Origin of the sequence: Lentilactobacillus diolivorans DSM 14421 (assembly GCF_001434255.1) — a bacterium.
GTDB classification, from domain to species: domain Bacteria; phylum Bacillota; class Bacilli; order Lactobacillales; family Lactobacillaceae; genus Lentilactobacillus; species Lentilactobacillus diolivorans.
This window is the reverse complement of sequence record NZ_AZEY01000079.1, coordinates 11,625-34,849: the sequence shown is the minus strand read 5'-3', so window position 1 is coordinate 34,849 and position 23,225 is coordinate 11,625. Positions and strand designations below refer to the sequence as shown.

Here is a 23,225-nt window from a genome sequence, read left to right as displayed (position 1 = left end):
TTGCCATATGTGAATCAAAAAACGCGCACTTCGGATTCGGTTTCCGAAGTGTGCGTTTTTTGATTCAATTTATTTTAAAAGACAATTTAACAGTCGCCTCATTCAAGCGTTAATCTAAATGAGCTGAATTTTGCAATTGGATCATATCATAATAATAACCACGTTTTTTCAACAATTGATCATTATTACCTCGTTCCACAATTCGACCATTTTCAAGAACTAAAATTAGGTCAGCGTTTTGAATGGTTGATAGTCGATGAGCAATTGCAATGGTTGTTCGACCCTCTTGTAGTTTAGTTAACCCCTGCTGAATCATCTGTTCAGTTTCCGTGTCAATGTTTGCAGTTGCCTCATCCAAGATTAAAATCTTGGGATCGGTAACCAAAGTACGGGCAAACGAAATTAACTGTCGCTGACCGCTTGAATAGCTGGCTCCCCGTTCGATCACCCGCGCATCATACTGTTTTGGCAAGTTTTCAATAAATTTATCGGCTTGTACGAAATGAGCCGCGTCGTGAACCTCTTGATCAGTAATCATCTCATTAAACATTCTTATGTTTGAAGCAATTGTCCCATAAAACATGAATGGTTCCTGCAAAACCAAGCCCATTTTATTTCGTAATTCTTCAATTGTATAATCACGAATATCACGATCATCAATAAGAATTTCACCATGACCAAACTCATAAAAACGCATCAAAATATTGATCATTGACGTTTTCCCACTACCGGTTTCGCCAACCAATGCCACCGTTTGTCCCGGCTCAGCCACAAATGAAATATCATGAAGCACTTCATTCTCGCCATCATACGAAAACGAGACATGCTTGAATTCAATCTTACCGTGAGTGATTTTTGCATCAGCAACCGGATGCTGCTGTGGTTCAAGTGTTTGATCATCCATTATTTTAAACACTCGCGAACCGGCAACAACACCATCCTGAAAATCACTTAAACGATCCATCATTTCAGACATTGGATTGTAAAAGTTGGAAAGATAAGTTGTAAATGCATAAATAATTCCGGCTGCAACGTACCCATGGAGACCACGAATTCCAAACATCCCTAAAACCAATACACTTCCTAGTGCATAGAACAAATTAATCATTGGGTTTAACAGTAGCGAATTAATTCGAATCATTGCTCGCCGCGTGTTGTAATATTGATCATTGGTATCGTTAAATTCATGATTAATTCGCTTCTCTTGGCGGAATTGCTGAATCACACTAATCCCAGTAATTCCCTCGGCCAGTTTGGCATTTAATAAACTCAATCGCTCACGCATTCGCCGATAAACTCGGGTACTGTATCGCTGATAATACCACACGGTGACTGCCAAAAACGGCATAAAAACAAGTAACCATAGCGCGATTGCTGCATCCGCAAAATACATCGCAATAAATGAAGAAATCATTGCGGAAATTGTTACAACCAGACTATTAAACAATGCCCAGAAGTTTGCAAACGCCATTGTATCGTTTGTTAATCGCGAAAGGATCGAACCACTCGGAGTTTGGTCAAAATACCGCATACCTAACGTGTGAAGTTTTGTGAATAGTTTCCGTCTGGTGTTTTCGAGCATGTACTCGGCACCCATTTCATAGGTGTATGATTGGGCAAATTGCATTAATGCTTTTACAATCATTCCGAACAGATAAAGTCCCGCAAAAAACCACATCATTGCAAAGTTGGTATGCCCCACTATCAGATGACTATCCATATACGTTTGAATAATTCTGGGTAACAGAATATTAATAATGGCAACCGCAACGGCTAAAATCAGTGAGCCATAAAAATACCATTTATAAGGTGCTGCGTACAGAAACAGTCGCTTAATAATATGAAGCTGTTGTTTAATAGGGATGCTTTTAGCCCAAGCGGATTGATGCTTTGAACTTTGATCAGCCATCAGCTGTTTCCCCCTTTAACTTTGGTTTCCAGTTCTTGACGTTCAAACATTTCTTTGTACCAGCCACCACGCTGCATTAGTTCATCATGGGTCCCACGTTCGGTAATTTTCCCATCATTAATAACCAGGATTTCATCAGCGTTCATAACCGAGCTTAAACGATGCGCCGAAATGATCGTCGTTTTGTCTTGGCGCTCAGCCCGTAAGTTTTCAAGAATCTGAGTTTCCGTTTCAGCATCAACAGCCGATAAAGCATCATCAAGAATTAATAACTCTGGATTAATCAAGAGTGCCCTGGCAATTGATAATCGTTGTCGTTGACCACCTGATAATGAAATCCCTTCCTCGCCGACTTCCGTTTCGTATCCATCGGGTAAGTCTTTAATTTGATTAAATAAGTCACTTTTTTGAGCGGCTTCTTCAACCTTTTCTTGGCTTGAATCAGGTTGGGCAAACCGAATATTTTCCCGAATCGTGTCAGAAAACAAAAACGTATCTTGGGGAACGTATCCAATTGCTGGAATCAAGTCGTCCATTTTATAATGTTTAATATCAATTCCACCGAATTTGATTGTGCCTTGATAATTATCAAACTGACGTAAGATCAACCGCAGAATTGTGCTCTTACCAGAACCAACTCGACCTACTAACCCAATTGTTTTCCCGGCTGGAACCTCAAAATGAATATCTTTCAAAGCAGATCGTTTATCATCTGGATATGAAAATTGCTCAATATCATAATCAACTTCTCCCTTTGGCTTCTGATCGACTCCATGGGGATCATCGATAACGTGACTTTGTTGGTTTAATAAATCCATTACTCGGTCATAACTGGCATTACCACGTTCCAAAGTATTAAATAACATTCCAACCGCGAACATTGGCCAGATCATCATTGCCAAATACGATACAAACGAGACCAGCGAACCGATGGTAATCTGATTTGAAGTAACCAAGTAACCACCATATACAATTGTAATGACATATGACAGGGAAATGATCATCGTGGTCATCGGATCAAATAATGAATCCAATGTGTTAACACGACGATTGATATTAATTGTTGTTGCAACCTGGTCATCAAAGTCCTTAATATCTTCCTGCTGTTGACCAAGCCCTTTAATCACTTTTATTCCGGTAATACTTTCCTCCGCCTTATTGTTTAATCGAGAAAAAGCAGCCTGTGAATCACGGAAAGCAATGTGGATTTTTGATCCCAGATAACGTGCCATCACGGCAAGCAAAGGAATCGGTAAGACAGCGATTATCGTCAATCGCCAGTCAATTAAACTGACCATAGCAATTAAAGTTGTCCCACCAGTAATCATTGAGTCGGCAAACTGCAAAATACCACCACCGGCAACCCGTTGAATGGCAGATAAATCATTGGTCGCATGGGCCATTAAATCACCGGTTCGATAATGTTGAAAAAACTCATGATCCATTTGGGTATAATGCCAAAACAGGCGGTTTCTCAAAACCTTTTCAAGTTTGGCTGCCTCTCCCCAAATAGCTGTTCGCCACATATACCTGGCACCATATTGACCAAAGGCAACGACTGTTAATACCACCAGCATGATTAGCAAGTATTTAGCTGATAACTTTCCATTATGAATTGCATCAACTAAAACTCCAATAATGCGTGGCGGGATGATTGCCAATAACGCGGTTAATAGCAAACCACAAAGTCCAACCAGGTAGATTTTCCACTCTTGCTTGAAATACCATCCCAGCTTGATAAAGATGCTCATAATTCCACCTCTAAACATTAGAATTTAATTAGACAGAAATAATAATAGCACATATTCGTCTGTTTTATAGGGATTTGAACCGAATCAATAAAAGAGAATTTGGGATTTTGATAATGACAGGGACAAAAGTGGTTTTATCCCCACCCCGTTTTGTGTAATTACGATTATTATCAAGCAAAAACGTAAAATAAAAGGTAACTTATGCTTTGGCTTTCAATTAAAACCATTACATTTGGTATTGTAAATCTGTCATTTAATGTATAATAAGAATGATGAAGTGTATCGATACATAACATAACGCATAATGGTGGTGATTCCGTTGGATAAAAATGAACAACAAGGGTGGACAATGAAACAGATCGCCGATGAACTCGGGGTTAATAAAATGCGAGTCTATCGAACAATCTCTCGATTAAACCTTAAAGAAGCATATAAAAAGGGACAGGCTCTGTATTTTGATGTCACTGCAAAAACGGCAATTGAAAACGCGATCAGGCAGACTGGCGCGACAACCAGTAACCAATCAGCCACAGGTTCGCAGTCTTCAATCGCAAATGAATTTGCTGAGTCCTTAAACGACCGCATCAAGAGCCAACAAGACCAAATCGAGAACCTTACGAAACTACTCGACCAATCACAGCGACTTCAATTGGTCGCTGAAAAACGAACTTCTGAGGCCGAGAAAAAAATTGGGGTACTTCAAAAACAAATGGCTTTAATTTCAGCACCCAACTCCGGCAATTTGACTACGTCTGGTGAGAGAAGTATCGATTCGGCTGATTTAGACAACGAAAGTCACAATTATTTAGACCCGGATTATTTTGATAAAGTGCAAGCGGCCGAAGCAAATGGCGCAACCGGAACAGCAACGAAAGAAAAAAATGAGCAGAAAAAACAAACAGAAGGCATTATTCCTAAGCCAGAAAAAAACGGCAGTTTCTTTAAACATTTCTGGCAAAAGCCACTACTGTAATTATTTGATCAGACTAAATCTGTAAAAATAAACAATCTAAGATTAGATCCAGTTAGAAACTGATAAAAATGAGCTTCTGACTGGATCTTTTTCGTTACACTGGAGATGAAGCTAAAGGCCGTCCATACTCTGAGGAACTTCGAGTCCGTAATATAAAAGGGTCGTCGCCATCTCCACAGAGTGGGACGAAAGGCGGTTAACTTCCAGAGCGTAATTGGATCGTCCGAATGTTATGGTCTTGAATATTTGGATAATTCGGCTATGCGGCAGGAAGTTGCCTTTTAACGCACGTTTCCACTTGGTAGCATTCGTGTTTACACGATTAGAGGCTGGGACAATTGACTATTATCCCAGTCTCTTTTTAATACGCAAATCGAATTTCCAGATTAAAGTTATGCCTCAGCAGACAGCTCCCGGCCATATAAGCTTCCCCATCAAATATTCAAAACCGGAATATTCTTATACTCTTTTAGCATCCGTGCCAAAACGTGCGCCAGCAGACAGCTCCCGGCCATATAAGCTTCCCCATCAAATATTCAAAACCGGAATATTCGATGGGGAAGCTTATATTCTGGGAGCTAACCGTCTGCTGGCGCACTCTGCCATTGTATAGCTGACACACTCGTGTTACACTTTTCTCATCAATTATCATTAAATTTTAATATTCTTGTTTATATGGAGGTGCTGCTATGTTTAGTGAAATTGGCCAATTAATCTTTGATAACGAAGCCGTTGCGAAGACCTCCGATTTTACCATGGGACTCGAAATCGAAATGCAACGGGTTGATGAAACCGGACAATTAAGTCAAGAACCCTATCCCGCGGCCGCTGGTGATGAACGGATCAACCCATGGATCACTAACGACTTTTTGGAAACAATGTCTGAGGTCGTTACGCCACCTGCTGCCCATGCTTTGGACGCCATGCATTACCTGTTCAGTATCAACAACGCGCTTCGAACTGCTTTATCACCTGGTGAATTGTTGTGGCCATTATCAATGCCACCCCGGCTGCCAAAAGACACCAGTAAAATTCCGTTAGCTAAAATGGGGCCTAAAAAAGAAGCCTATTTAAAAGAATGGCTAAAACGTCACGGATTTTCTGAAGGAACCCCCTGCGGTGCTCACATCAATTTAAGTATTGACCCTCACGTCTTTAATTTGGTTTACGATAACATGCATGACCGTTTCCAATCAAAAGTCGAACTGCAAAACTATCTCTATGCTAAAATTGCCCAAGGATTTTTACGTTATCGCTGGGTCATTACCTACCTCTTCGGCGCCAGCCCAATTGCCGAAGAAAACTATTTCAAACCTGGTGAAGGACCTAAAGCGCCAATTCGAAGTATCCGCCAAAGTTCCCATGGGTTTGGAAATAAATTTCATGGTGACTATACAACCGTTCAGAGATACGTTGATCGAATCGAACAAGGCGTCTCTGAAGGCAAACTTATATCCGACTATGAATTTCACGGTGCCGTTCGATTTAAAGGAAATACAAATTTAAAGCAATTGCCTAAGACAGGTGTTGAATATTTGGAACTCCGAATGCTCGACCTCGATCCCAGCAGCTCAGTTGGAATTCGGACTAATACGTTACGCTTCTTTAGACTAATGGCAAGTTACTTTATCATGTCGCCCGCATTAAAACCAGAAGAGGTTAACAAAGTCGTCGCTCGCGCTGATGACATGAACGAAGAAATCTCCACAGAGCATCCTAATGACATCTCAGCTTATCAAGCCAGTGCCCGCGCGTTTTTACAACGATTAGAAATGTACGCTGATCGAATTCAACTTGGTCCCGAATATCAAGAAGAGCTCGAAGATTTAATGGACCGCGTGGAAAACCCCTTAACGACTCCAAGCGCTAAACTAATCACCCACTTAAAGAACGGTTCACTAACCGAATACGCGCTACGTAGAGCCATGCGTTATCAACAATCAGCCTTACAAAGTATTCGACCATTTAAGGGGTTTGAAAATAACCAAAAGCTATCACCAAGTCAGTTAAAACATCAATTATTCAAGGGAAGTTGGGAACCCGATAACGACAAAGACCAAGAGTAACTAACATTCTTTTTTAAATAAGTCAAATTTTGCCTTTTTTAATTAGTTTGAGGTACACTAGTGGGCGTAGATTTATTAGAAGTTTTTCAGATTATTAATTTATCCAGGGAGGGATTTTATGCGCCCAAGAATCGCATTACCTGCTGATACACTGGCCGAAGCTACCAACGTTATTAATGAACGAAACGCTGCGTTTGCTCCTCGACCAGCCATTGAAGCAATCGTTAAATCAGGTGGGGTCCCCGTCATTTTTCCTAGTGTCAATCCCGAAGATGTTCGTGATTATATGACCTTATTTGACGGAGTTTGTTTCTTAGGTGGGGCGGATGTTGATCCCACCTTCTATGGCGAAGAACCATTTCAGAAATTGGGAATGACCTACTTAAAACGCGACCTATTTGAAATTGAGCTGTTAAAACAATCCGTTACAGCCGGGAAAGCTATTTTCGGCATTTGCCGCGGGATGCAGTTAATTAACGTTGGACTAGGCGGCACGTTATATCAAGATCTCTCGCAGGATCTTCACGCGACATTGAAACATTCACAGGAAGCACCTGGTAATATGCCTTCACATCACATTACCGTTGATCCAACCAGCCGACTAAACCAATTAATTGGTGAACGGCCTTACGTTAACTCACGCCATCATCAAGCCGTTAAAGATGTCGCACCATACCTCAAAGTAACAGCTCGAGCAGACGATCAAGTTATTGAAAGTGTTGAATCCATCAATAATGACCAGATTTTGGCAGTTCAGTGGCATCCGGAAAATATTTATAAACATTTTGAAGATTCAAAAAAATTGTTTAAGGACTTTGTTGAAAGAAGCCAAAAGGTAGCTGAAAAAACGCGATAGAAGAACAAATAGCCATGTATTATCGTTTGTTAACTTTCAAAAAATATAAGCGGCCAAGCTTGATATTCCCAAATTAGGAATGTTAGTCTTGACCGCTTATTTTATTAAAAATTACTCGGATTTTAAAGTAATTCTGAACCCACCTGAATCAATCCTCTAACTATGATAATCTCTCAACCAAAACAGTAGGTTGGAAAAACATTATTTTGTCCATCTCTTCTTGGTGTCAACTCGATTGTTGCCCTCCAAAAGCATGATGGTGACGAGGGCTTTAAACATTTAAGCAGATTATCCAAAATGGTTTCATTTGATCAGAATACTTTTCCCTTGCTGCAATTGATTTAAAATTTCAGTTTGCGATTCCCTGGTTCGCGATTCAAACCCAATAACCGGCCGATTAACTAAATCATTTTGGTATCCTTTGGCAAGTTTCAAAAGTAAGTTAAATAAATCCCCTCGATCAGATTTTGCCCATTCAACCAGTCGCGCACTTGGCGTTACTAATGGATTCTCAATTCGCTCAATCATTTTAAGGCAAAGCTGTTCGGCGTTGAAAGGTAGCGTAATATGCTGACAAAACTTGCTGAGTCTCGCAATAAATGTGATCGCTTCCGTTTGATAGCGCGTAACCGCTAATGGACTTTCCAAAGCAACCTGGTTATTTTTCTTAACCGCAACCGCAATTTCCTGATCAGCAACCCTAAGATTAAAAGAATTTCGGGATATGAAGTAGGCAAACATTAAGCGAATCAGATCAATCGCATCAGCTGAAACAAAAGTCGGTTCAAATGGATCCAAATCGTATATTCGCAACTCGATGTAAGCAATTCCCTTGGAAAGCAAGTCAGAAACCTTATCGCTCTGTTTTAACCGAACTGTCCCGTAATACTCACGCTCCGCAATAATTTGATGCTTATTAACAGCCACATGGATCTGTTTGACATATTCTGCGACACTTTGATAACTCGAAAGAAAGCCATTACCATATCCCAGATTCGAATTTCGTATCGAACGAACTGGATGATCAGGTTCATGGGTCTTTTCGGAAAAATAGTTTTTAAAGGCATACGGTGTCGCCCCAAAAAGATAGGTCAGCAACCAGTGATACTGCATAAAACCAACTGCGGCTTGCAAATAAACATTATCAATCGAATCGCTGGGATTCAATGATTGCAAGGTGTTAATCACATCCCCGGTTAACCCAATGTTGACGTGAACGCCAGTTTCAGATGTTCGCTGAATATCTCTGATCTTAGCAACTTTTTGGCGATAAACATAACTATCAGAATCTACCTCAGCAATTTTGATATCCGAATGATCAGCCTTCATATGTGGTGGCATGCTATACGGCCAAAGAAGCTCGCCACTCGCAAGCGCACCACGAAGGGCTTGATGGTAGACGCCCAGGTATTGCAATCCCTTTTGAGTCGACAACGTGGGTGGCGTAATTAGTTCAGACTGAGTTTGTAAAAAATCATTTTTAATAAAGTGGTGCCGCTTTTGATCCAATAAATCATGCGGATAATCAAACTGGCTTATTTGCCCATCATGATTAATTCGATGAGTCTCCACTTCAAGGCCAACTTTGGCATTCACCAAGTCCGCAATTAGTTGCTTATTCAACCCCTTATCAGCTGCTGCCATCGCGAATCACTGTCCTTTGTAATTTTCAGGTTTCCCCATAACACCAAATAACCGTTGTCGCAGCTCATCCGCATTCATATCAGGTTTCTCCTCAAATCCCGTAAACGGATTAGGATTTTCATGAGCCCGATTCTGATAACGATTTGCCACTGCCAGTCCATACGACATCAAAGACCCATCCACTTCATGATCACAAAGCGTTGCCGCCGGTGTTAATCTAGGATTATCCAACCGGTCTTGCATGGTATCCAATATTTCTTGATACTCTGGTCCCCACTGGATCGTAGCGCCAAACATTTGCAATTGATCAAGAAACGTTTGCGCTTCGTGATGATAAATCGTTTGCTGAGTTGGACTTTCCAATGAAACTACTTCATTCATCGCAATTCCTTGAGCTAACTTCAAATTAATTTTATCAGGTGTTGTCATCATTGGTGTCATCATGAAATAACTTAATAGAATCCGGAAAAAGCGAATTGCGGAAGTTCGCACACCTAGCGCAGTCGTTGGGTCAAGGTCCAGCATTCGCAATTCAATATAGTCAGCCCCGTTTTTAACCATGTTGGTCAAATCACCATGGACAGATTTAATTCGGACACTAGCATGATATTCAGCCTCGCTAAACAAATGGCCTTCTTTAATATTAGTTTCCAAGTTATTGACATAATCCTTAACTGATCGATAATCTTTTTTGACATCCGAGGTCAACCCATAGTTAGAAGAACGAATACTTCGAACGGGCCGTTGTGGCTGATCTTGATCCGACTCAAAAAAGTTCTTTTCAGCAATTGGACTATTACCAAATAAATACGTAATCAACCACCGATAATAAACAAATCCTTGGGAGATTTTAATATAAATATAATTAACAAAGTCGGCATACGATCCGAATTTATCCTTCTCCGACTCCCAAACTGTTTTTAAGACATCATCATTAATGCTGACATTCAAATGCACGCCAACCGGAATTCCTTGAGTATCGCTACGGGTCTCAATCCATTTTTCATAATAGGCTTTTTGTTTCGGCTCGACATTGGCAATGGGAATACTCTTTTTATCCTTTGGTAAGATTGGTGGCATACTTAGCGGCCACAATAATTCATTTGGTTCCAAAGCATTTCGCAACGTATCATTTAACGCCATCAAATAGTGCATGGCATCTAATGACTTTCGTGCTGTGGGCGTGATGACTTCACTTTGAATTTGATAAACATCCGTCTTAATAAAATGATTTTTTCGTTGATTTCCAAGCGCTTTGGGATATGGCTCATTCGTTAACCGACCAGCTGAATCAATTCGAATTGTTTCAACTTCAATCCCCATATTAAAATCACTTGCGTTGGCAACAATTTCGTTATTAAAAATAATTTGCCCAATCTCATCAAATAGCATATGTAATCCCCCCTATAATCTTAAAAAATGTTAACGTAACTCTAACGCACTTTGAGCTGTTTTTCAAAGGCTTTATCACTTGTCCCGCAATATCATTATAAGCCGTAAATCAACGATCATCAGTTTAATGGTTACTCCTCTGTCTTTAAGCCATTTAATGTTAGAATGAAAGCGAACGATTATCCTTGTGACGAAAGAAGTGACTATCAATGAATCCAACTTTATTTACTCAATTACCAATTAATAAAGTTATTGATTATCAATCCGTCGGTGGTGGAGACATTAACGATGCCTACGCGCTCTTAAGCTGATCAAACAAAATACTTTTTACTCATCCAATCTAACAACACTAAGGAATTTTTCAAGCATGAGGTCACTGGTTTGCGGTTATTATCAGAAACAGTTTCCGTTCCCAAAGTGCTTGATTGGGGAGAATTTGAAAATGACGCCTACCTGTTATTATCCTATGTCGACCACCAAAGATCAGGCGATCAATATAAGCTGGGAAAGCAGCTGGCTCAACTCCACAAACGAAAAAGTCCTAATCGTCAATTTGGTTTTGAAGAAGATTTTACAATGGGAACTTACACAGCCAATAATCAATGGCGGCCGGATTGGAAATCTTTTTTTATTGATCAACGGCTTAACGACTTAAAGAAAATTATTGAGAATCGGGACTTATGGACTCACGACATGGAAAATATGTATGCAAGATCAATCAAACGATTCAAGAAATTAATGACCACTCACCAAGCATCGCCATCCCTACTTCATGGTGACTTATGGTCAGGTAACTTTATGTTTGACTTAACTGGTAACCCGGTTTTAATCGATCCCGCTGTCTTCTACGGTGATCGCGAATTCGATTTGGGAATCACTCACGTTTTTGGCGGGTTTAATCAAGATTTTTACAAAGGTTATCAAGATGAATATCCACTGAGTAAGGGCTATGAACAGCGCATCCCATTTTACCAACTATATTATTTGATGTTTCATTTATCGCAATTTGGATCGGGTTATCAAGATAGTGTTATCCAAATCCTACAAACCTTGCAATAACTATCGTGATCAGAGGATAAGTTTACTTTGGCTTTTTTATTGCTATGACCAATATCCAAACAAAATATAAGAACTGAATCAGATAAATAAATGCTCCTGATTTTCCAAAACAATCGGAATATCAGGAGTATTTATTTTAAAAAAAGACATTTCTGACCTATCCCGACTCTTTTTGCATTTGTCATAAAAAGAAAAGCGCTATAATAATTTCAATGATATTATTGGAGGAATCTAATTTGCCAAAAAAACAAAAAGTTACGGATACTGACGACTACATTTCAACTGCTTCACCAAATGCGCAACCCCTTCTAACCAAGTTAAGAGAAATAATCCGGCATACCTTTCCCGATGCCCAAGAAAAGATCAGTTACATGCAGCCGTTTTACATCTTTGATCACAAAAAGATTAGCATTGCTGCCTATCAATCACACGTAAGCTTAGCCATCTCTGCTGACTTGACTGATGATGTCATTGAACATGCTAAACAGTTGGGTTATGTAACGGGTCAAAAACGGCTGAATATTGACTTCAATCAGCCAGTCCCCGTGACGCTTGTTAATGATATCTTAAAAATTGTTTCTTAAAACCGTTGTTTATATGGAGGAACCATCATGCAAAACCCCAAAATTAAAGGAATTAGTCTGGCCATCCTTGGGCCATTACTATGGGGCATCTCTGGGACAACCGCCCAATTTTTGTTCGCCGATGTTAATATCAGTTCAAATTGGTTGGTATCAGTCCGAATGCTTATCTCAGGAATTTTATTAGTTTTCTTTGGGCTGGTCACCGATCGCAAACAAAATTTGGCCGTCTGGCATCATTTTCACGATGCAGTCTACCTTATTTTCTTCAGTTTTATCGGGATGGCCGCTTCCCAATATACATATTTTAAGGCAATCGAGGAGGGAAACGCTGCCACGGCAACCATTTTACAATTCCTATCACCAGCATTAATTATTATTTATCTAGCATTAAGTACCAAACACTTACCCCGCAGAGTTGATGTTCTTTCTCTCTTAATGGCACTCACCGGAACAATTCTACTTGTTACCCATGGTAGTTTAACAACATTAACCATTCCAATGGGAGGCTTTCTCTGGGGTCTCGGGACGGCTGTTAGCGCATCCCTTTACACGATGTTACCACGAACCTTATTGCGAACTTATGGGTCGATTCCAATTGTCGGCTGGTCAATGCTGATTGGCGGGGTGGCCTTCAGCCTATTTTATAGGATCTGGGATCATATGCCACCTTTCAAATGGTCAACGTATGGCGGCGTCTCTTTTGTGGTGATTTTTGGCACAATGTTCGCTTACTTGTTCTTCCTACAAAGCTTAACTTTTATTCAACCAACAACTGCCAGTGTACTGGGTTCCTTTGAACCATTATCAGCAACATTCCTGTCAATTACATTTTTAGGTACTCACTTTGGACTCTTTGAAACAACAGGTGCTATCTTGATTCTTGGTACCGTCTTTGTTCAATCATGGGCTGCTGTTCATAGTAGTAACATCCCTATTTCATAGGTGACAGGTCTCTGAATTATTTGTACAAAAAACCGACAACTTAAGCGGGTTTTATATTAGGTACAGCAAAACAAGGCCGGGACAAAATGAATTTGTCCCGGCCTTGTTTTGTGTTGTAATCATGGTCATTACCAAATGGAAACTTGATACAAAAAGCGGTTAACTTCCCGCCCGAACCCGATCCACAAAATAATCGAAAACTTTTGCAAACTCAGGATGGGTTTTAAACATCATTTCGGGATGAAATTGGACCCCAATGATGTTGCCGTCCTGGGACTCAATCGCCTCCACAACATGATCATCACTTTCGGCAACTGACTTTAAATTCTCACCCAATTGATGAATGGCCTGGTGGTGAAAGGTATTAACCAAAAAGCGTTCACCAAGAATTTGATTCAGCCAAGAACCGTCGGTAGTCGTCACATGTTGCGTTGGAATTTCCCAAGAAGTTGGAAACTGATTATGCTTTCCAGCAGCGCCCATTTGTTTATAGATATCTTGAAAAAGCGTGCCACCCAAGGCAACGTTAATAATTTGCTCGCCACGGCAAATTCCTAGTACCGGTTTGTGAGCTTTGACAGCGGCTTTAACCAACGCAATTTCAAACTGATCACGATAGATATCTGTCTCAGCAACTTCTTTAATGGGTTCATCCCCATACAACACAGGTGTAACACCTTGGCCGCCAGATAGGACTAAAGCATCAACCTGCTCAATATAGGCTTTGGCGTCTTTAGGATCACCTAACGGTAGGACAAGTGGTAAAGCGTCAGCCTGCCGAAGTCCGTCAATATAGTCCCGTTGAATATAATCAACAAAATTAACGTCAAACCGGGGAATTGGATGAATCAAATGATTACTTGCCACACCAACTTTTACTGTCATAAAGATAAAGTCTCCTTTTATATCACCCGTTATCAAAAACTTCTTGTTTCATTTACACCAACCTGTCACACGAATAACCCGCAATCAAGTTAAACAGCTTATTTCCACTTTGCATACTCGTACTTTTGATAACCAATCAATGGATAGTCCAGACCAGTTACCTTATTTGTTCGCAAATGAACCGATGCATACTGATACAGTGGCGTTACACCCTGGAGTTGGTTCAATAACGAAGCGGCTTGTTGCTGTAGTTTAACTCGTTGCGCCGGCTTTTGATCAGCCGTATCATTAATCTTATTAATTAACGATTGATACTTTGCGTTAGTCCATTCGGTAAAGTTAATTGTCCCATCTTTGGCAGCCAAATTAAGATAATCAATGGGATCTGGAAAATCAGTTGACCACCCAAGTGTGCCAGCTTCAAACTTGTGATTGGTAAAATCAGAGATTTCCTGTTCAAGCGGAATGGATCGAACAGACACATTAAGATCAGGTGACACCTTCTTAGCTTGGGCCTGAATATACTCCGCAACTGCCTTATAAGCGTCGGTGTCTGCTGTTAGTAATTGAAAACTAATTTTCTTTTTACCAAGCTGCTGCTGGGCCAACGCAAAGTAATGGCGTGCCTTAGTCAGATTATACGCCAATTTAGGCGTCACACCCGCATTAAAGTCCTTGCCGCCGGCATCCTTAACTTCACCTTCCGGCACAACCGATTGGGCTGCAATTGAACCATCCTTAAGCACGTTTTTGGCCAGCGACTGGCGATCAAGTGAGTAACTAATTGCCCGCCTTAGATTAAGATTCCGGGTTGTTTTGTGATAGTTGTTCCATGGAATAAAGGCGACCTGCCCATATTTATTAACCACGACTTCCTTCTTAAATTGCCTTTTGGCATCTGAAACTAAACTGCCGGAAATTTGAGTTTCATCGAGATCGCCGGATTTAAACAACTGCAAACTAGTTTGCGGTGTTTTGACAACCTGGAAGTTGATCTTTCTTATCGATACCTTACCAGCATTGTAGTAATCCTTATTTTTAACAAGGTTCCAAGTATCGGATGATGAATTCCAATTTTTAATTTCATAGGCACCGTCTGACGAAGCATGAGCAGAATTTTGGCCATACTGACTGCCCCACTTCGCCAAATCTTTTCGATTGATTGGATATAGCTGCGTTGCAATCACATAATTATAATATGGGACGGCATGACTCAAACGAATCTGTAATTTATATTTTCCAAGTACCTTAACTCCTAGTTGACTAGTTGGGGCCTTACCAGTCGAAACCTGTTGGTAGCCAGCAAAATCTGCCAAATGCTGCGCCCGTTGTGATTTAGTCTTGGGATCAACTTGTCGTCTAAAGGAAGCTGCAAAATCCTGGGCAGTTACGCGACTGCCGTCATTCCATTTAGCATTTTTTCTTAAATTAAACGTGTAAACCGTACCATGACTGGTGGGTTTCACAATTTTTGTTGCAATCGAGGGAACAATCTTGCCCTGATTGTTCTGTTTATACAGCCCTTCGAGAACCTGATTAATTGCTAAATTACTGCCAATGTCTGTTGCCCGATTGGGATCAACCGTAATAACATTCGTTTGTGCAGTTGTCTTGAATGTTTTATTTTTATTGCTATCAGCCTTATTTTGACCGCAGCCGCTCAATAACAGTGTTCCTGCCGTTAGGATACCAAGACTCAATAATAATGATCGTTTCATAGAATTCCTCCCGAGATATCAATTAATAAATAAATTCAAAAAAATTCGCCCCTCAGTCGACTCAACATCGACTAAGGGGCGAATTCATCGTGTTACCACCCTTATTGCTGTCATAATAACAGCCACTTACCAGTACCTATTGATACCGTGCAAGGTAACGGTTGCAACCGATTATTTGGCGTGAACCAAATAGTTTGTTGTCAGAGCTCATCTTCATTAAACATTTGGACTCCCTTTCTCATCATCCGGGATCTCTGCTGGCCGTCAATTTAACTACTCTTCTCATCAAATGCTATTATCATTTATTTATCTTTTAAGGATACTATAATCTCATTCAATCACTTTGTCAATGTACACCAAAAATATTCTTTCAATTTACATTGGCCGTTTATAACGTTCAGATTCTTTGGCATCGAATCCAGCATCACTCAATTTGCTGGCAACAGAGAAGCCATCCTTTTTATCAACATGAATTTCAACGACTTTTGTGGTCCCTTGGTGCGTGACCATTAATGTTTGAATGTTTAATCCATTCTCAGCCATTATTTTACCAATCTCGTAAATAACTCCGGTGCGATCTTTACGGATGAAGACTTGAACCACAGTTCCTGGTTCGTTATAGTCCGTCACATCCAAAAAGGCATCCAAAATATCATTATTTGTGATAATACCAATCGTCTCACCGTCACTCATAACCGGTAAAACACCAATTTGATATTTCCGCATTTCATGAATCGCATCCTCCAAAAAATCATCAGCATCAATCGTTCGGACAATCGTTGTCATGACTTCCTTAACTGTCATTTTGTTAAGCAGATAATTATACTCATAAATCGATAGGCTGGTTGCCTTTGAAGGCGATGCCGCTTGAATAATCCCTTCAGTGACTAAACCGACCAATTGCCCGTCGTCAATTACCGGTAGTCGATGAATATCATTTTCCTTCATAATGTTAACGGCAATGCTAATTTTAGTTTCAGGTGTTACGGTGATCACATTGGTGGACATAAAATCTCTTACACTCATTTCTGCTAACCTCCCAAATATGCTTTTTGAACTTCTTCATTGGCCAGCAGCTCTTCACCACTACCCGTTAACTGAACGTTGCCAGTCGAAAGAACATACCCTCGATCCGAAATTGAAAGGGCCTTTTTAGCATTTTGTTCAATTAGTAAAACAGTTGTCCCATGATTGTTAATTTCTTTGATAATATCAAAAATTTCGTTAATGAAAATTGGTGCCAATCCCATCGAGGGCTCATCCAATAATATTAGTTTTGGCCTGGCCATTAAGGCTCTTCCCATCGCTAACATTTGCTGCTCGCCACCTGACAATGTTGCCGCATCCTGATTTTTTCGTTGTTTTAAAATCGGAAACCGTTCGAAAACTTCATCAAAACTTTGTTTAACCTTTTGACGATCCTTAATCAAGAAAGCACCCATCTGAAGGTTCTCCATCACTGATAGCCCCGGAAAAATGTGCCGACCTTCCGGAACTTGGGAAATCCCTTCGGCGACAACTTTTGGTGCTTTTTGTCGCTGAATTTCTTGATTTTCATAAACGATTTTACCACTCTTGGGCTTTAACAAACCCGAAATTGTCTTTAATATCGTTGTCTTCCCAGCACCATTAGCACCAATCAGTGACACGATTTCGCCCTGGTTAATATTAAAGCTGACCCCTTTGACGGCATTAATGACACCATAGTTAACAACTAATTTCTCAACTTGTAACATCATCGCGTCATCACTCTCCTTCTCCCAGATAGGCCTTAATCACTTTATGATTAGCTTTAATTTCATCCGGCGTTCCTTCCGCCAACAACGAACCATGATCCAACACGTAGATTCGTTCTGCCAAATTCATAACTAATGACATGTCGTGTTCAATCAACAAAACTGTGATGTGAAACCGATGTTGAACTTTCAGAATCAACTGTGTCAAATTGGCCGTTTCTTCAGGGTTCATCCCAGCTGCCGGTTCATCTAAAAATAAAATTTGCGGTTTAGTCGCTAGTGCGCGAACAATTTCCAATCGGCGCTGGGTCCCGTAAGGTAGGTTTTTTGCCAACACATCCATGTCATCTTCCAGTTCAAAAATAGTCAACAATTTAGTCGCTTCTTCAACTAATTGTTTTTCCGTTTTATAGTAACTTGGTAATCTAAAAATGCTGGCAATAAATCCTTCTTTGGATCGACTCGTCATGGCAATTAGAACATTGTCAAGAACCGACAAATTCTTAAATAACCGAATGTTTTGAAAGGTTCGTGAGAGGCCCAGTTTGGCAATTCGATAAGCCGGCTTACCATTTAAAGCGAAGGTGCCGTCATCGCCTTTGAGAACAATTGAGCCTGAAGACACAGGAATAACCCCCGTTAGTAAGTTAAATAGCGTTGTTTTCCCAGCACCATTGGGTCCAATTAACGCGACCAGTTCATTATTATCTAAATGCATGGAAACGTTTGAAACAGCCGTTAAGCCACCAAAGTTTTTTACCAAATTATCAACTTGCAGTAAACTCGTCATTGCTCCACCCGTTCCTTTCTTTTAAATCGATTAAAAATTCGTTTGATTGAAAATTCCCAAGTTCCTAAAATCCCTGATGGTTTAAAGATCATAATCAAGACCAGCGCCACAGCGTAAATCACCATTCTTAAGGCCCCAAAGTCTTGCAATACGGTATCCAACACACCAAGGACAATTGCGGCAACAAAGGTTCCGGTAATACTCCCAACGCCACCAAGAACCACGATGATTAGAATTGAAATTGATTCCATGATTCCGAAATCATTTGGGGAAATGGTTTGCAAGAATGACGCATGCAACGATCCTGCAACGGCAGCTGTAGCAGCTCCGAGAACAAAAGCCGCTAACTTCCACTTAAAAATATTAATCCCCATCGCCTCAGCCGCAATCTCATCCTCACGAACCGAGGTCACGGCACGGCCACCACGACTGTGAATAAAGTTCACAATAATAATGGTGGTAACACAAACCATAATGTAAACTGTTGGCCACGATGCTAACTGCGGAATATTAAAAATTCCTGCGGCACCACCCGTAATTTTCATGTTATTAATGATAATCCGAATAATTTCAGCGGCACCCATTGTCGCGATTGCTAAATAATCACCACGTAATCTTAGTGTTGGAATACCAACAATCAGGGCTGCAATAATTGAAACAACAATTCCTGCAAAAACAGAAAGGTAAAAGCCAACAGGCGTCGTGGCAGTTTGCGTAATGATTGCCGTTGCGTAAGCACCAATTGCCATAAAACCAGCGTGACCAAGTGAAAACTGTCCTGCAAACCCAATAATCAGGTTCAGACCGGTTGCTAAGATAATGTTGATCCCAATTGTGACCAGCATGTTTTCGATAAACGTGTTAATAACGCCAACTAGGATTAACGTATTCATCAGATAAAAGCCAGCGACCATAATGATGAACCAAATAATATTGTATTTAAAATTTGTTTTCAAAATTGATCACCTAAACCTTTTCTTTGGTATTTTTGCCAAAAATTCCTGCCGGCATGATTAGCAAAATAACAATCAGAACGAAGTAAACAACGGCATCTTTGTATGCAGAAAGTCCAATCGATTGGAAAAACGTTTCCAAGATACCAATCAAAAAGCCACCAACCGAAGCACCGGGAACCGAACCAATGCCCCCAAGAACCGCTGCAACAAATGCTTTAATACCAGGCGTCATTCCCATTAATGGGTCAATTGAGTTGTAATACAATCCAATTAATACTCCAGCGGCGCCGGCCAAAGCTGATCCCAGTGCAAACGTAAATGAAATTGTCCAATTAATATTAATGCCAACAAGTTCAGCTGCATCCGGATCAACAGAAACCGCCCGCATTGCGCGTCCCATCTTTGTCTTCTTAATGATGAGCTGCAATAAGACCATCAAGATGCAAGCCGTTACTAATATCAAAATTTGAATGTTTGAAATTAAAACGCCGCCAAGATTGTAATTAACCTGTTTGATAATTTGTGGAAAATCCCGAGTATTCGAACTAAACAGATAAGACATCCCATTTTCCAAAAAGAATGACACGCCAATTGCAGTAATTAATGCGGTAATCCGTGGCGAATGCCGCAACGGTCGATAAGCGAAATACTCAATAATCACACCACTAGCCGCACCAACAAGCATTGCTGAAAGTAGCGCGCTAATAAAGTTAAAATGCCAAACATTTATCACGTAGTATCCCCAGAACGCGCCAAGCATATAAATATCACCATGGGCAAAGTTGATTAACTTAATGATGCCGTAAACCATTGTGTACCCCAGAGCCAGCAGAGCATAAATACTTCCTAATGAAAGCCCATTAATAATTTGTTGAAAAACTGTTTGCAATTTTAAATCCTCCCTTTAGCTGAGGCAAAGTGCGTTCTTAAACGATTGTTCAAAGATTTTACGCTTATTATATTATTTGATATTGAACGAATTGCTTACCTTACCATTTGTCAGTTGTTCAATTGCAATCGGCTTCTCAGGATCATGATTTTTATTGATCGTAATCTTGCCAGTCACCCCATCGAAATTCTTGATTTTAGCCAATCCTTGGGCAATTTTGACTGAATCGGCCGATTTTTCACTTTCAATTGCTGATTTAATCATGTAAACAGAATCATAGGCCAAAGCTGAAAATGTTGGGGCATCAGCATGATATTTAGCCTTATATTCGTTCATAAATTTAACGGCTGTTGGATTACTTTTAGCAACGTCATCAGAGAACGGTGTTGTGTAATAGACCTTTGAAGCATTCTTATCGCCAGCAATCTGAGCCAATTTGGGATCAGCCATACCATCACTACCAACAATTGGGACGTTGATGCCATTTTGACGCGCCTGCTTAACAATCAATCCAACCTCTGTGTAATACCCAGGAACATAGATTGCGTCAATCTTCTTTGATTTAAATGATGTCAACACAGCATTGAAATCCTTATCGCCTTCTGAGAAGTACTGACTGTCAACAATGGTTCCTTTGAACGATTTCTTAAAGGCTTTTGCCAAACCAGTTCCATAATCACTTGAATTATCGGCGTATACTGCAACTCGTTTTGCTTTCAAATTATTTGTCATAAATTTAGCGGCAGTTCCCCCTTGGAAATTATTTTGGTAGCAAGCCCGGAAAACATACGGTTGAACTTTACCATTCTTTTGCTTGGTGTAATTTGGATCAGTCGCCGATGGACTGACACTTGGTACGGCCGCTTTAGTGATATTTGGAATTTCTGCAGTTCCGGCATTTGTAGTTGCTGGGCCAACAATGGCTGAAACTTTATCGTTGTTAGTCAGCTGAGCCGCAACAGAAGCTGATGTGGTCGTAGAAGTTTTATTATCCCGAATGATCAGCTTGATCTTTTTCTTCTTACCATTAACATTAATTCCACCATTTTTATTAATTTGCTGGGCAGCTAATTGAATACCTTGCTTTTGTGAGTTCCCATAGCCTGCTGCTGCACCTGAAAGCTCCATGTTGACCCCGATTTTAACTGTATTCCCAGTTTGCGTGTTCCCCTTGGTTTGCGTTTTAGCAGTACTACATCCCGCAAAAATTCCTGCTGTCATCACAATTGCAGCAAAACTAACCACTTTTTTAATCGCACTCTTTTTCATATCCAATACCCACTTTCAATTTATATGTACACGTCAATTTCCGATCATGGATCCGCTAAACCCAAATACGGCTTAACCGCTTTGCCTTAAGTATTTCTCCAAACCCAATCGCCTCCCAATGCAATAAAAAAACCTCATTCTTTAATGAATGAGGTTTGAAATCTTGTTTTATCAAGCCCTCATCATTAAAAATGAAATAAGGGCTCAACTTTTTTGATCTGAAATGAGTAGTTATCACAAACTACCAGATCAACGTCGGGTCCTTCATCTTTAATAATAAGGCTAAATCTTGGTTCGTGAGAGTTGCCACGAACATGTAACAATCTGAATTAAACTTTTCCATTGTGACAACCTCCTTGCCAAGAATTTATTGATTGACTAGAAGTATAGATATTCTTTAATTAAATGTCAACCCTTCTAATAAAATAAGTTTATTAATCATTTTTTTGCAAGAAAAAACAATCTAAGATTAGATCCAGTTAGAAACTGATAAAAATCAGCTCCTGACTGGATCTTTTTCGTTACACTGGAGATGAAGCTAAAGGCCGTTCATACTCTGAGGGACTTCGAGTCCGTAATATAAAAGGGTCGTCGCCATCTCCACAGCTTTAAACTGGTTTAAGATTGAGGACCTGCGAGGCCGCGTATAGGAAATGAGTTTAGTTGTCTAGGTGAGCGAATAACTTCAAAAATAAAAGAATTGCTAGGAAGCGATAAATTGTCTGATGTGATCGCTTTAGATGTCTCCGAGGGTCACAGTTACGTGGTTTGGTATGCCCACGAGGCTTGCCAAGCTGAATTTCAAGTCTTACACACCCGTTCCGGGTTTGCTAAACTGCTTAAAGTTACGCAACGAGCTAATCACCCCATCCTTTATTTTGAAGCCACTGGGGTGTATTCCCGCCCAGTAGAACGTTTTTGTGCTGATAACCAACTGCCTTATTGTTTATTGAATCCGCTAGATCTAAAGCTGAAAACTAACAGTCTGCGCAGATTAAAAACCGATACCCAAGATGCTCACCGGATTGCTAGGGCGGCGTTGAATAATCATTTCCGTCTTAAGCAACCCAGAACACAGGTTTATGCGAAGATACACGAATTAGCCCGCTTTTGTGAACGCGTTCAAACTGATATCCACGTTAAACATGTCCAGCTTCACGCGCAACTCCAACAAGCTTTCCCAGAGCTTGAACAGCTCTTTACTAGTCGAGTTTCGAAACTCGCGTTAAATGTTGTCAGTTTGTTTCCACATCCCAGCTTGGTACGGGGGCTTTCCCGGACGGTTTTAAAGAATCGGTTGATCCACAGTACTGATAAGAAGCTATCTAAAGTCAAAGGCTTACAGTATGCTGAAAAACTTCAAGTACTAGCCAAAGACAGTTATCCGGCTGTTGATCCAGACAGCGTTCAAGTTCAGGCAGTGCGTTATTATTGCCGGAGTTTAATTAATTTAATCCGGCAGAAAGAAGCGTTGACTAAGCAGCTAGTTGCTTTAGCTAACCGCCTACCTGAATTTGCCGTCATCACTTCTATGCCCGGCATCGGCGCACAAAGTGCGGCCGAACTCATTGGTGAACTTGGCGATATTCGTCGCTTTGATAATGCTAATCAACTTAATGCCTTTGTCGGGATTGACATTAACCGTTACCAATCCGGTAAATATCTTCGACAGGACCATATTAATAAGCGTGGTGATCCCCGAGCCCGCAGGTTGATGTATCTCATTGTAAAAAACATGTTGCGTGCTCAGCACACCGCTGATAATCATATTGTGGACTATTACTATCACCTAAAAAGCGGCCCGAC

Annotated in this window: 19 protein-coding genes; 7 read left to right on the top strand and 12 right to left on the bottom strand. The window is 40.5% G+C overall.

What is annotated here, in order from left to right; genetic code table 11:
- Positions 1-109: 109 nt before the first annotated feature.
- Positions 110-1,909: an ABC transporter ATP-binding protein gene (locus FC85_RS08425; protein ID WP_057865088.1), complete on the bottom strand. Its 1,800-nt coding sequence runs from the start codon at positions 1,907-1,909 to the stop codon at positions 110-112.
- Positions 1,909-3,660, bottom strand: coding sequence for an ABC transporter ATP-binding protein (locus tag FC85_RS08420; protein WP_057865087.1), 1,752 nt, complete (start codon positions 3,658-3,660; stop codon positions 1,909-1,911). Before FC85_RS08420 ends, FC85_RS08425 begins: the two co-directional genes overlap by 1 nt.
- 310 nt (positions 3,661-3,970) lie before the next feature.
- Here FC85_RS08420 and FC85_RS08415 point away from each other — a divergent pair, with 310 nt between their 5' ends.
- From FC85_RS08415 to FC85_RS08400, 3 genes are all read left to right on the top strand, one after another.
- Entirely contained in the window at positions 3,971-4,633 is a 663-nt protein-coding gene (locus FC85_RS08415; protein ID WP_225427629.1) for a helix-turn-helix domain-containing protein, read from the top strand.
- A gap of 689 nt (positions 4,634-5,322) precedes the next feature.
- Positions 5,323-6,699: a glutamate--cysteine ligase gene (locus FC85_RS08405; protein ID WP_057865085.1), complete on the top strand. Its 1,377-nt coding sequence runs from the start codon at positions 5,323-5,325 to the stop codon at positions 6,697-6,699.
- Positions 6,700-6,817: 118 nt separating this feature from the next.
- Positions 6,818-7,555 (top strand): gamma-glutamyl-gamma-aminobutyrate hydrolase family protein, encoded by a 738-nt coding sequence (locus tag FC85_RS08400; protein ID WP_057865084.1) that lies wholly within the window; start codon positions 6,818-6,820, stop codon positions 7,553-7,555.
- A 303-nt stretch (positions 7,556-7,858) separates the two neighbouring features.
- Here the strand turns inward: FC85_RS08400 and FC85_RS08395 are convergent, their stop codons facing one another.
- Complete coding sequence (locus FC85_RS08395) at positions 7,859-9,199, bottom strand: glutamate--cysteine ligase (RefSeq protein WP_057865083.1); 1,341 nt, start codon at positions 9,197-9,199, stop codon at positions 7,859-7,861.
- A 6-nt stretch (positions 9,200-9,205) separates the two neighbouring features.
- Positions 9,206-10,591 (bottom strand): glutamate--cysteine ligase, encoded by a 1,386-nt coding sequence (locus FC85_RS08390; RefSeq protein WP_057865082.1) that lies wholly within the window; start codon positions 10,589-10,591, stop codon positions 9,206-9,208.
- A gap of 333 nt (positions 10,592-10,924) precedes the next feature.
- On the opposite strand from FC85_RS08390, the gene FC85_RS08385 reads away from it, so the two are divergent.
- From FC85_RS08385 to FC85_RS08375, 3 genes are all read left to right on the top strand, one after another.
- Positions 10,925-11,650 (top strand): fructosamine kinase family protein, encoded by a 726-nt coding sequence (locus tag FC85_RS08385; RefSeq protein ID WP_225427633.1) that lies wholly within the window; start codon positions 10,925-10,927, stop codon positions 11,648-11,650.
- A 236-nt stretch (positions 11,651-11,886) separates the two neighbouring features.
- The gene (locus tag FC85_RS08380; RefSeq protein WP_057865081.1) at positions 11,887-12,234 is read left to right on the top strand and encodes an iron chaperone; all 348 of its coding nucleotides are present in this window, start codon (positions 11,887-11,889) and stop codon (positions 12,232-12,234) included.
- 27 nt (positions 12,235-12,261) lie between these two features.
- Complete coding sequence (locus FC85_RS08375; RefSeq protein ID WP_057865080.1) at positions 12,262-13,176, top strand: DMT family transporter; 915 nt, start codon at positions 12,262-12,264, stop codon at positions 13,174-13,176.
- 159 nt (positions 13,177-13,335) lie between these two features.
- Here FC85_RS08375 and FC85_RS08370 read toward each other — a convergent pair whose 3' ends face one another.
- The 8 genes from FC85_RS08370 to FC85_RS08335 all read right to left on the bottom strand — a co-directional run bounded on the left by FC85_RS08370 (position 13,336) and on the right by FC85_RS08335 (position 21,419).
- A complete protein-coding gene (locus tag FC85_RS08370) occupies positions 13,336-14,061 on the bottom strand; it encodes a gamma-glutamyl-gamma-aminobutyrate hydrolase family protein (RefSeq protein ID WP_057865079.1) in 726 nt (241 codons plus the stop codon).
- 98 nt (positions 14,062-14,159) lie between these two features.
- Positions 14,160-15,779 (bottom strand): peptide ABC transporter substrate-binding protein, encoded by a 1,620-nt coding sequence (locus FC85_RS08365; protein WP_057865078.1) that lies wholly within the window; start codon positions 15,777-15,779, stop codon positions 14,160-14,162.
- A 375-nt stretch (positions 15,780-16,154) separates the two neighbouring features.
- Positions 16,155-16,805: a CBS domain-containing protein gene (locus tag FC85_RS08360; RefSeq protein WP_057865077.1), complete on the bottom strand. Its 651-nt coding sequence runs from the start codon at positions 16,803-16,805 to the stop codon at positions 16,155-16,157.
- A gap of 5 nt (positions 16,806-16,810) precedes the next feature.
- The gene (locus FC85_RS08355; RefSeq protein WP_057865265.1) at positions 16,811-17,515 is read right to left on the bottom strand and encodes an ABC transporter ATP-binding protein; all 705 of its coding nucleotides are present in this window, start codon (positions 17,513-17,515) and stop codon (positions 16,811-16,813) included.
- 10 nt (positions 17,516-17,525) lie between these two features.
- Positions 17,526-18,305, bottom strand: a complete 780-nt coding sequence (locus FC85_RS08350; protein WP_057865076.1) for an ABC transporter ATP-binding protein — start codon at positions 18,303-18,305, stop codon at positions 17,526-17,528.
- Positions 18,302-19,219, bottom strand: a complete 918-nt coding sequence (locus tag FC85_RS08345; protein WP_147008616.1) for a branched-chain amino acid ABC transporter permease — start codon at positions 19,217-19,219, stop codon at positions 18,302-18,304. Before FC85_RS08345 ends, FC85_RS08350 begins: the two co-directional genes overlap by 4 nt.
- 52 nt (positions 19,220-19,271) lie before the next feature.
- Positions 19,272-20,150 (bottom strand): branched-chain amino acid ABC transporter permease, encoded by an 879-nt coding sequence (locus tag FC85_RS08340; RefSeq protein WP_057865074.1) that lies wholly within the window; start codon positions 20,148-20,150, stop codon positions 19,272-19,274.
- Between the two features lie 72 nt (positions 20,151-20,222).
- Entirely contained in the window at positions 20,223-21,419 is a 1,197-nt protein-coding gene (locus tag FC85_RS08335; RefSeq protein ID WP_057865073.1) for an ABC transporter substrate-binding protein, read from the bottom strand.
- Between the two features lie 727 nt (positions 21,420-22,146).
- On the opposite strand from FC85_RS08335, the gene FC85_RS08330 reads away from it, so the two are divergent.
- On the top strand, positions 22,147-23,225 hold a 1,079-nt coding region (locus tag FC85_RS08330), incomplete at its 3' end, for an IS110 family RNA-guided transposase (RefSeq protein ID WP_225427654.1).

Bases quoted from the DNA above. Each gene is read 5' to 3' on its own strand.
- FC85_RS08425 (WP_057865088.1), bottom strand. From the start codon at position 1,909: ATGGCTGATCAAAGTTCAAAGCATCAATCCGCTTGGGCTAAAAGCATC.
- FC85_RS08420 (WP_057865087.1), bottom strand. From the start codon at position 3,660: ATGAGCATCTTTATCAAGCTGGGATGGTATTTCAAGCAAGAGTGGAAA.
- FC85_RS08405 (WP_057865085.1), top strand. From the start codon at position 5,323: ATGTTTAGTGAAATTGGCCAATTAATCTTTGATAACGAAGCCGTTGCG.
- FC85_RS08400 (WP_057865084.1), top strand. From the start codon at position 6,818: ATGCGCCCAAGAATCGCATTACCTGCTGATACACTGGCCGAAGCTACC.
- FC85_RS08395 (WP_057865083.1), bottom strand. From the start codon at position 9,199: ATGGCAGCAGCTGATAAGGGGTTGAATAAGCAACTAATTGCGGACTTG.
- FC85_RS08390 (WP_057865082.1), bottom strand. From the start codon at position 10,591: ATGCTATTTGATGAGATTGGGCAAATTATTTTTAATAACGAAATTGTT.
- FC85_RS08375 (WP_057865080.1), top strand. From the start codon at position 12,262: ATGCAAAACCCCAAAATTAAAGGAATTAGTCTGGCCATCCTTGGGCCA.
- FC85_RS08370 (WP_057865079.1), bottom strand. From the start codon at position 14,061: ATGACAGTAAAAGTTGGTGTGGCAAGTAATCATTTGATTCATCCAATT.
- FC85_RS08365 (WP_057865078.1), bottom strand. From the start codon at position 15,779: ATGAAACGATCATTATTATTGAGTCTTGGTATCCTAACGGCAGGAACA.
- FC85_RS08360 (WP_057865077.1), bottom strand. From the start codon at position 16,805: ATGAGTGTAAGAGATTTTATGTCCACCAATGTGATCACCGTAACACCT.
- FC85_RS08355 (WP_057865265.1), bottom strand. From the start codon at position 17,515: ATGTTACAAGTTGAGAAATTAGTTGTTAACTATGGTGTCATTAATGCC.
- FC85_RS08350 (WP_057865076.1), bottom strand. From the start codon at position 18,305: ATGACGAGTTTACTGCAAGTTGATAATTTGGTAAAAAACTTTGGTGGC.
- FC85_RS08345 (WP_147008616.1), bottom strand. From the start codon at position 19,219: ATGGTCGCTGGCTTTTATCTGATGAATACGTTAATCCTAGTTGGCGTT.
- FC85_RS08335 (WP_057865073.1), bottom strand. From the start codon at position 21,419: ATGAAAAAGAGTGCGATTAAAAAAGTGGTTAGTTTTGCTGCAATTGTG.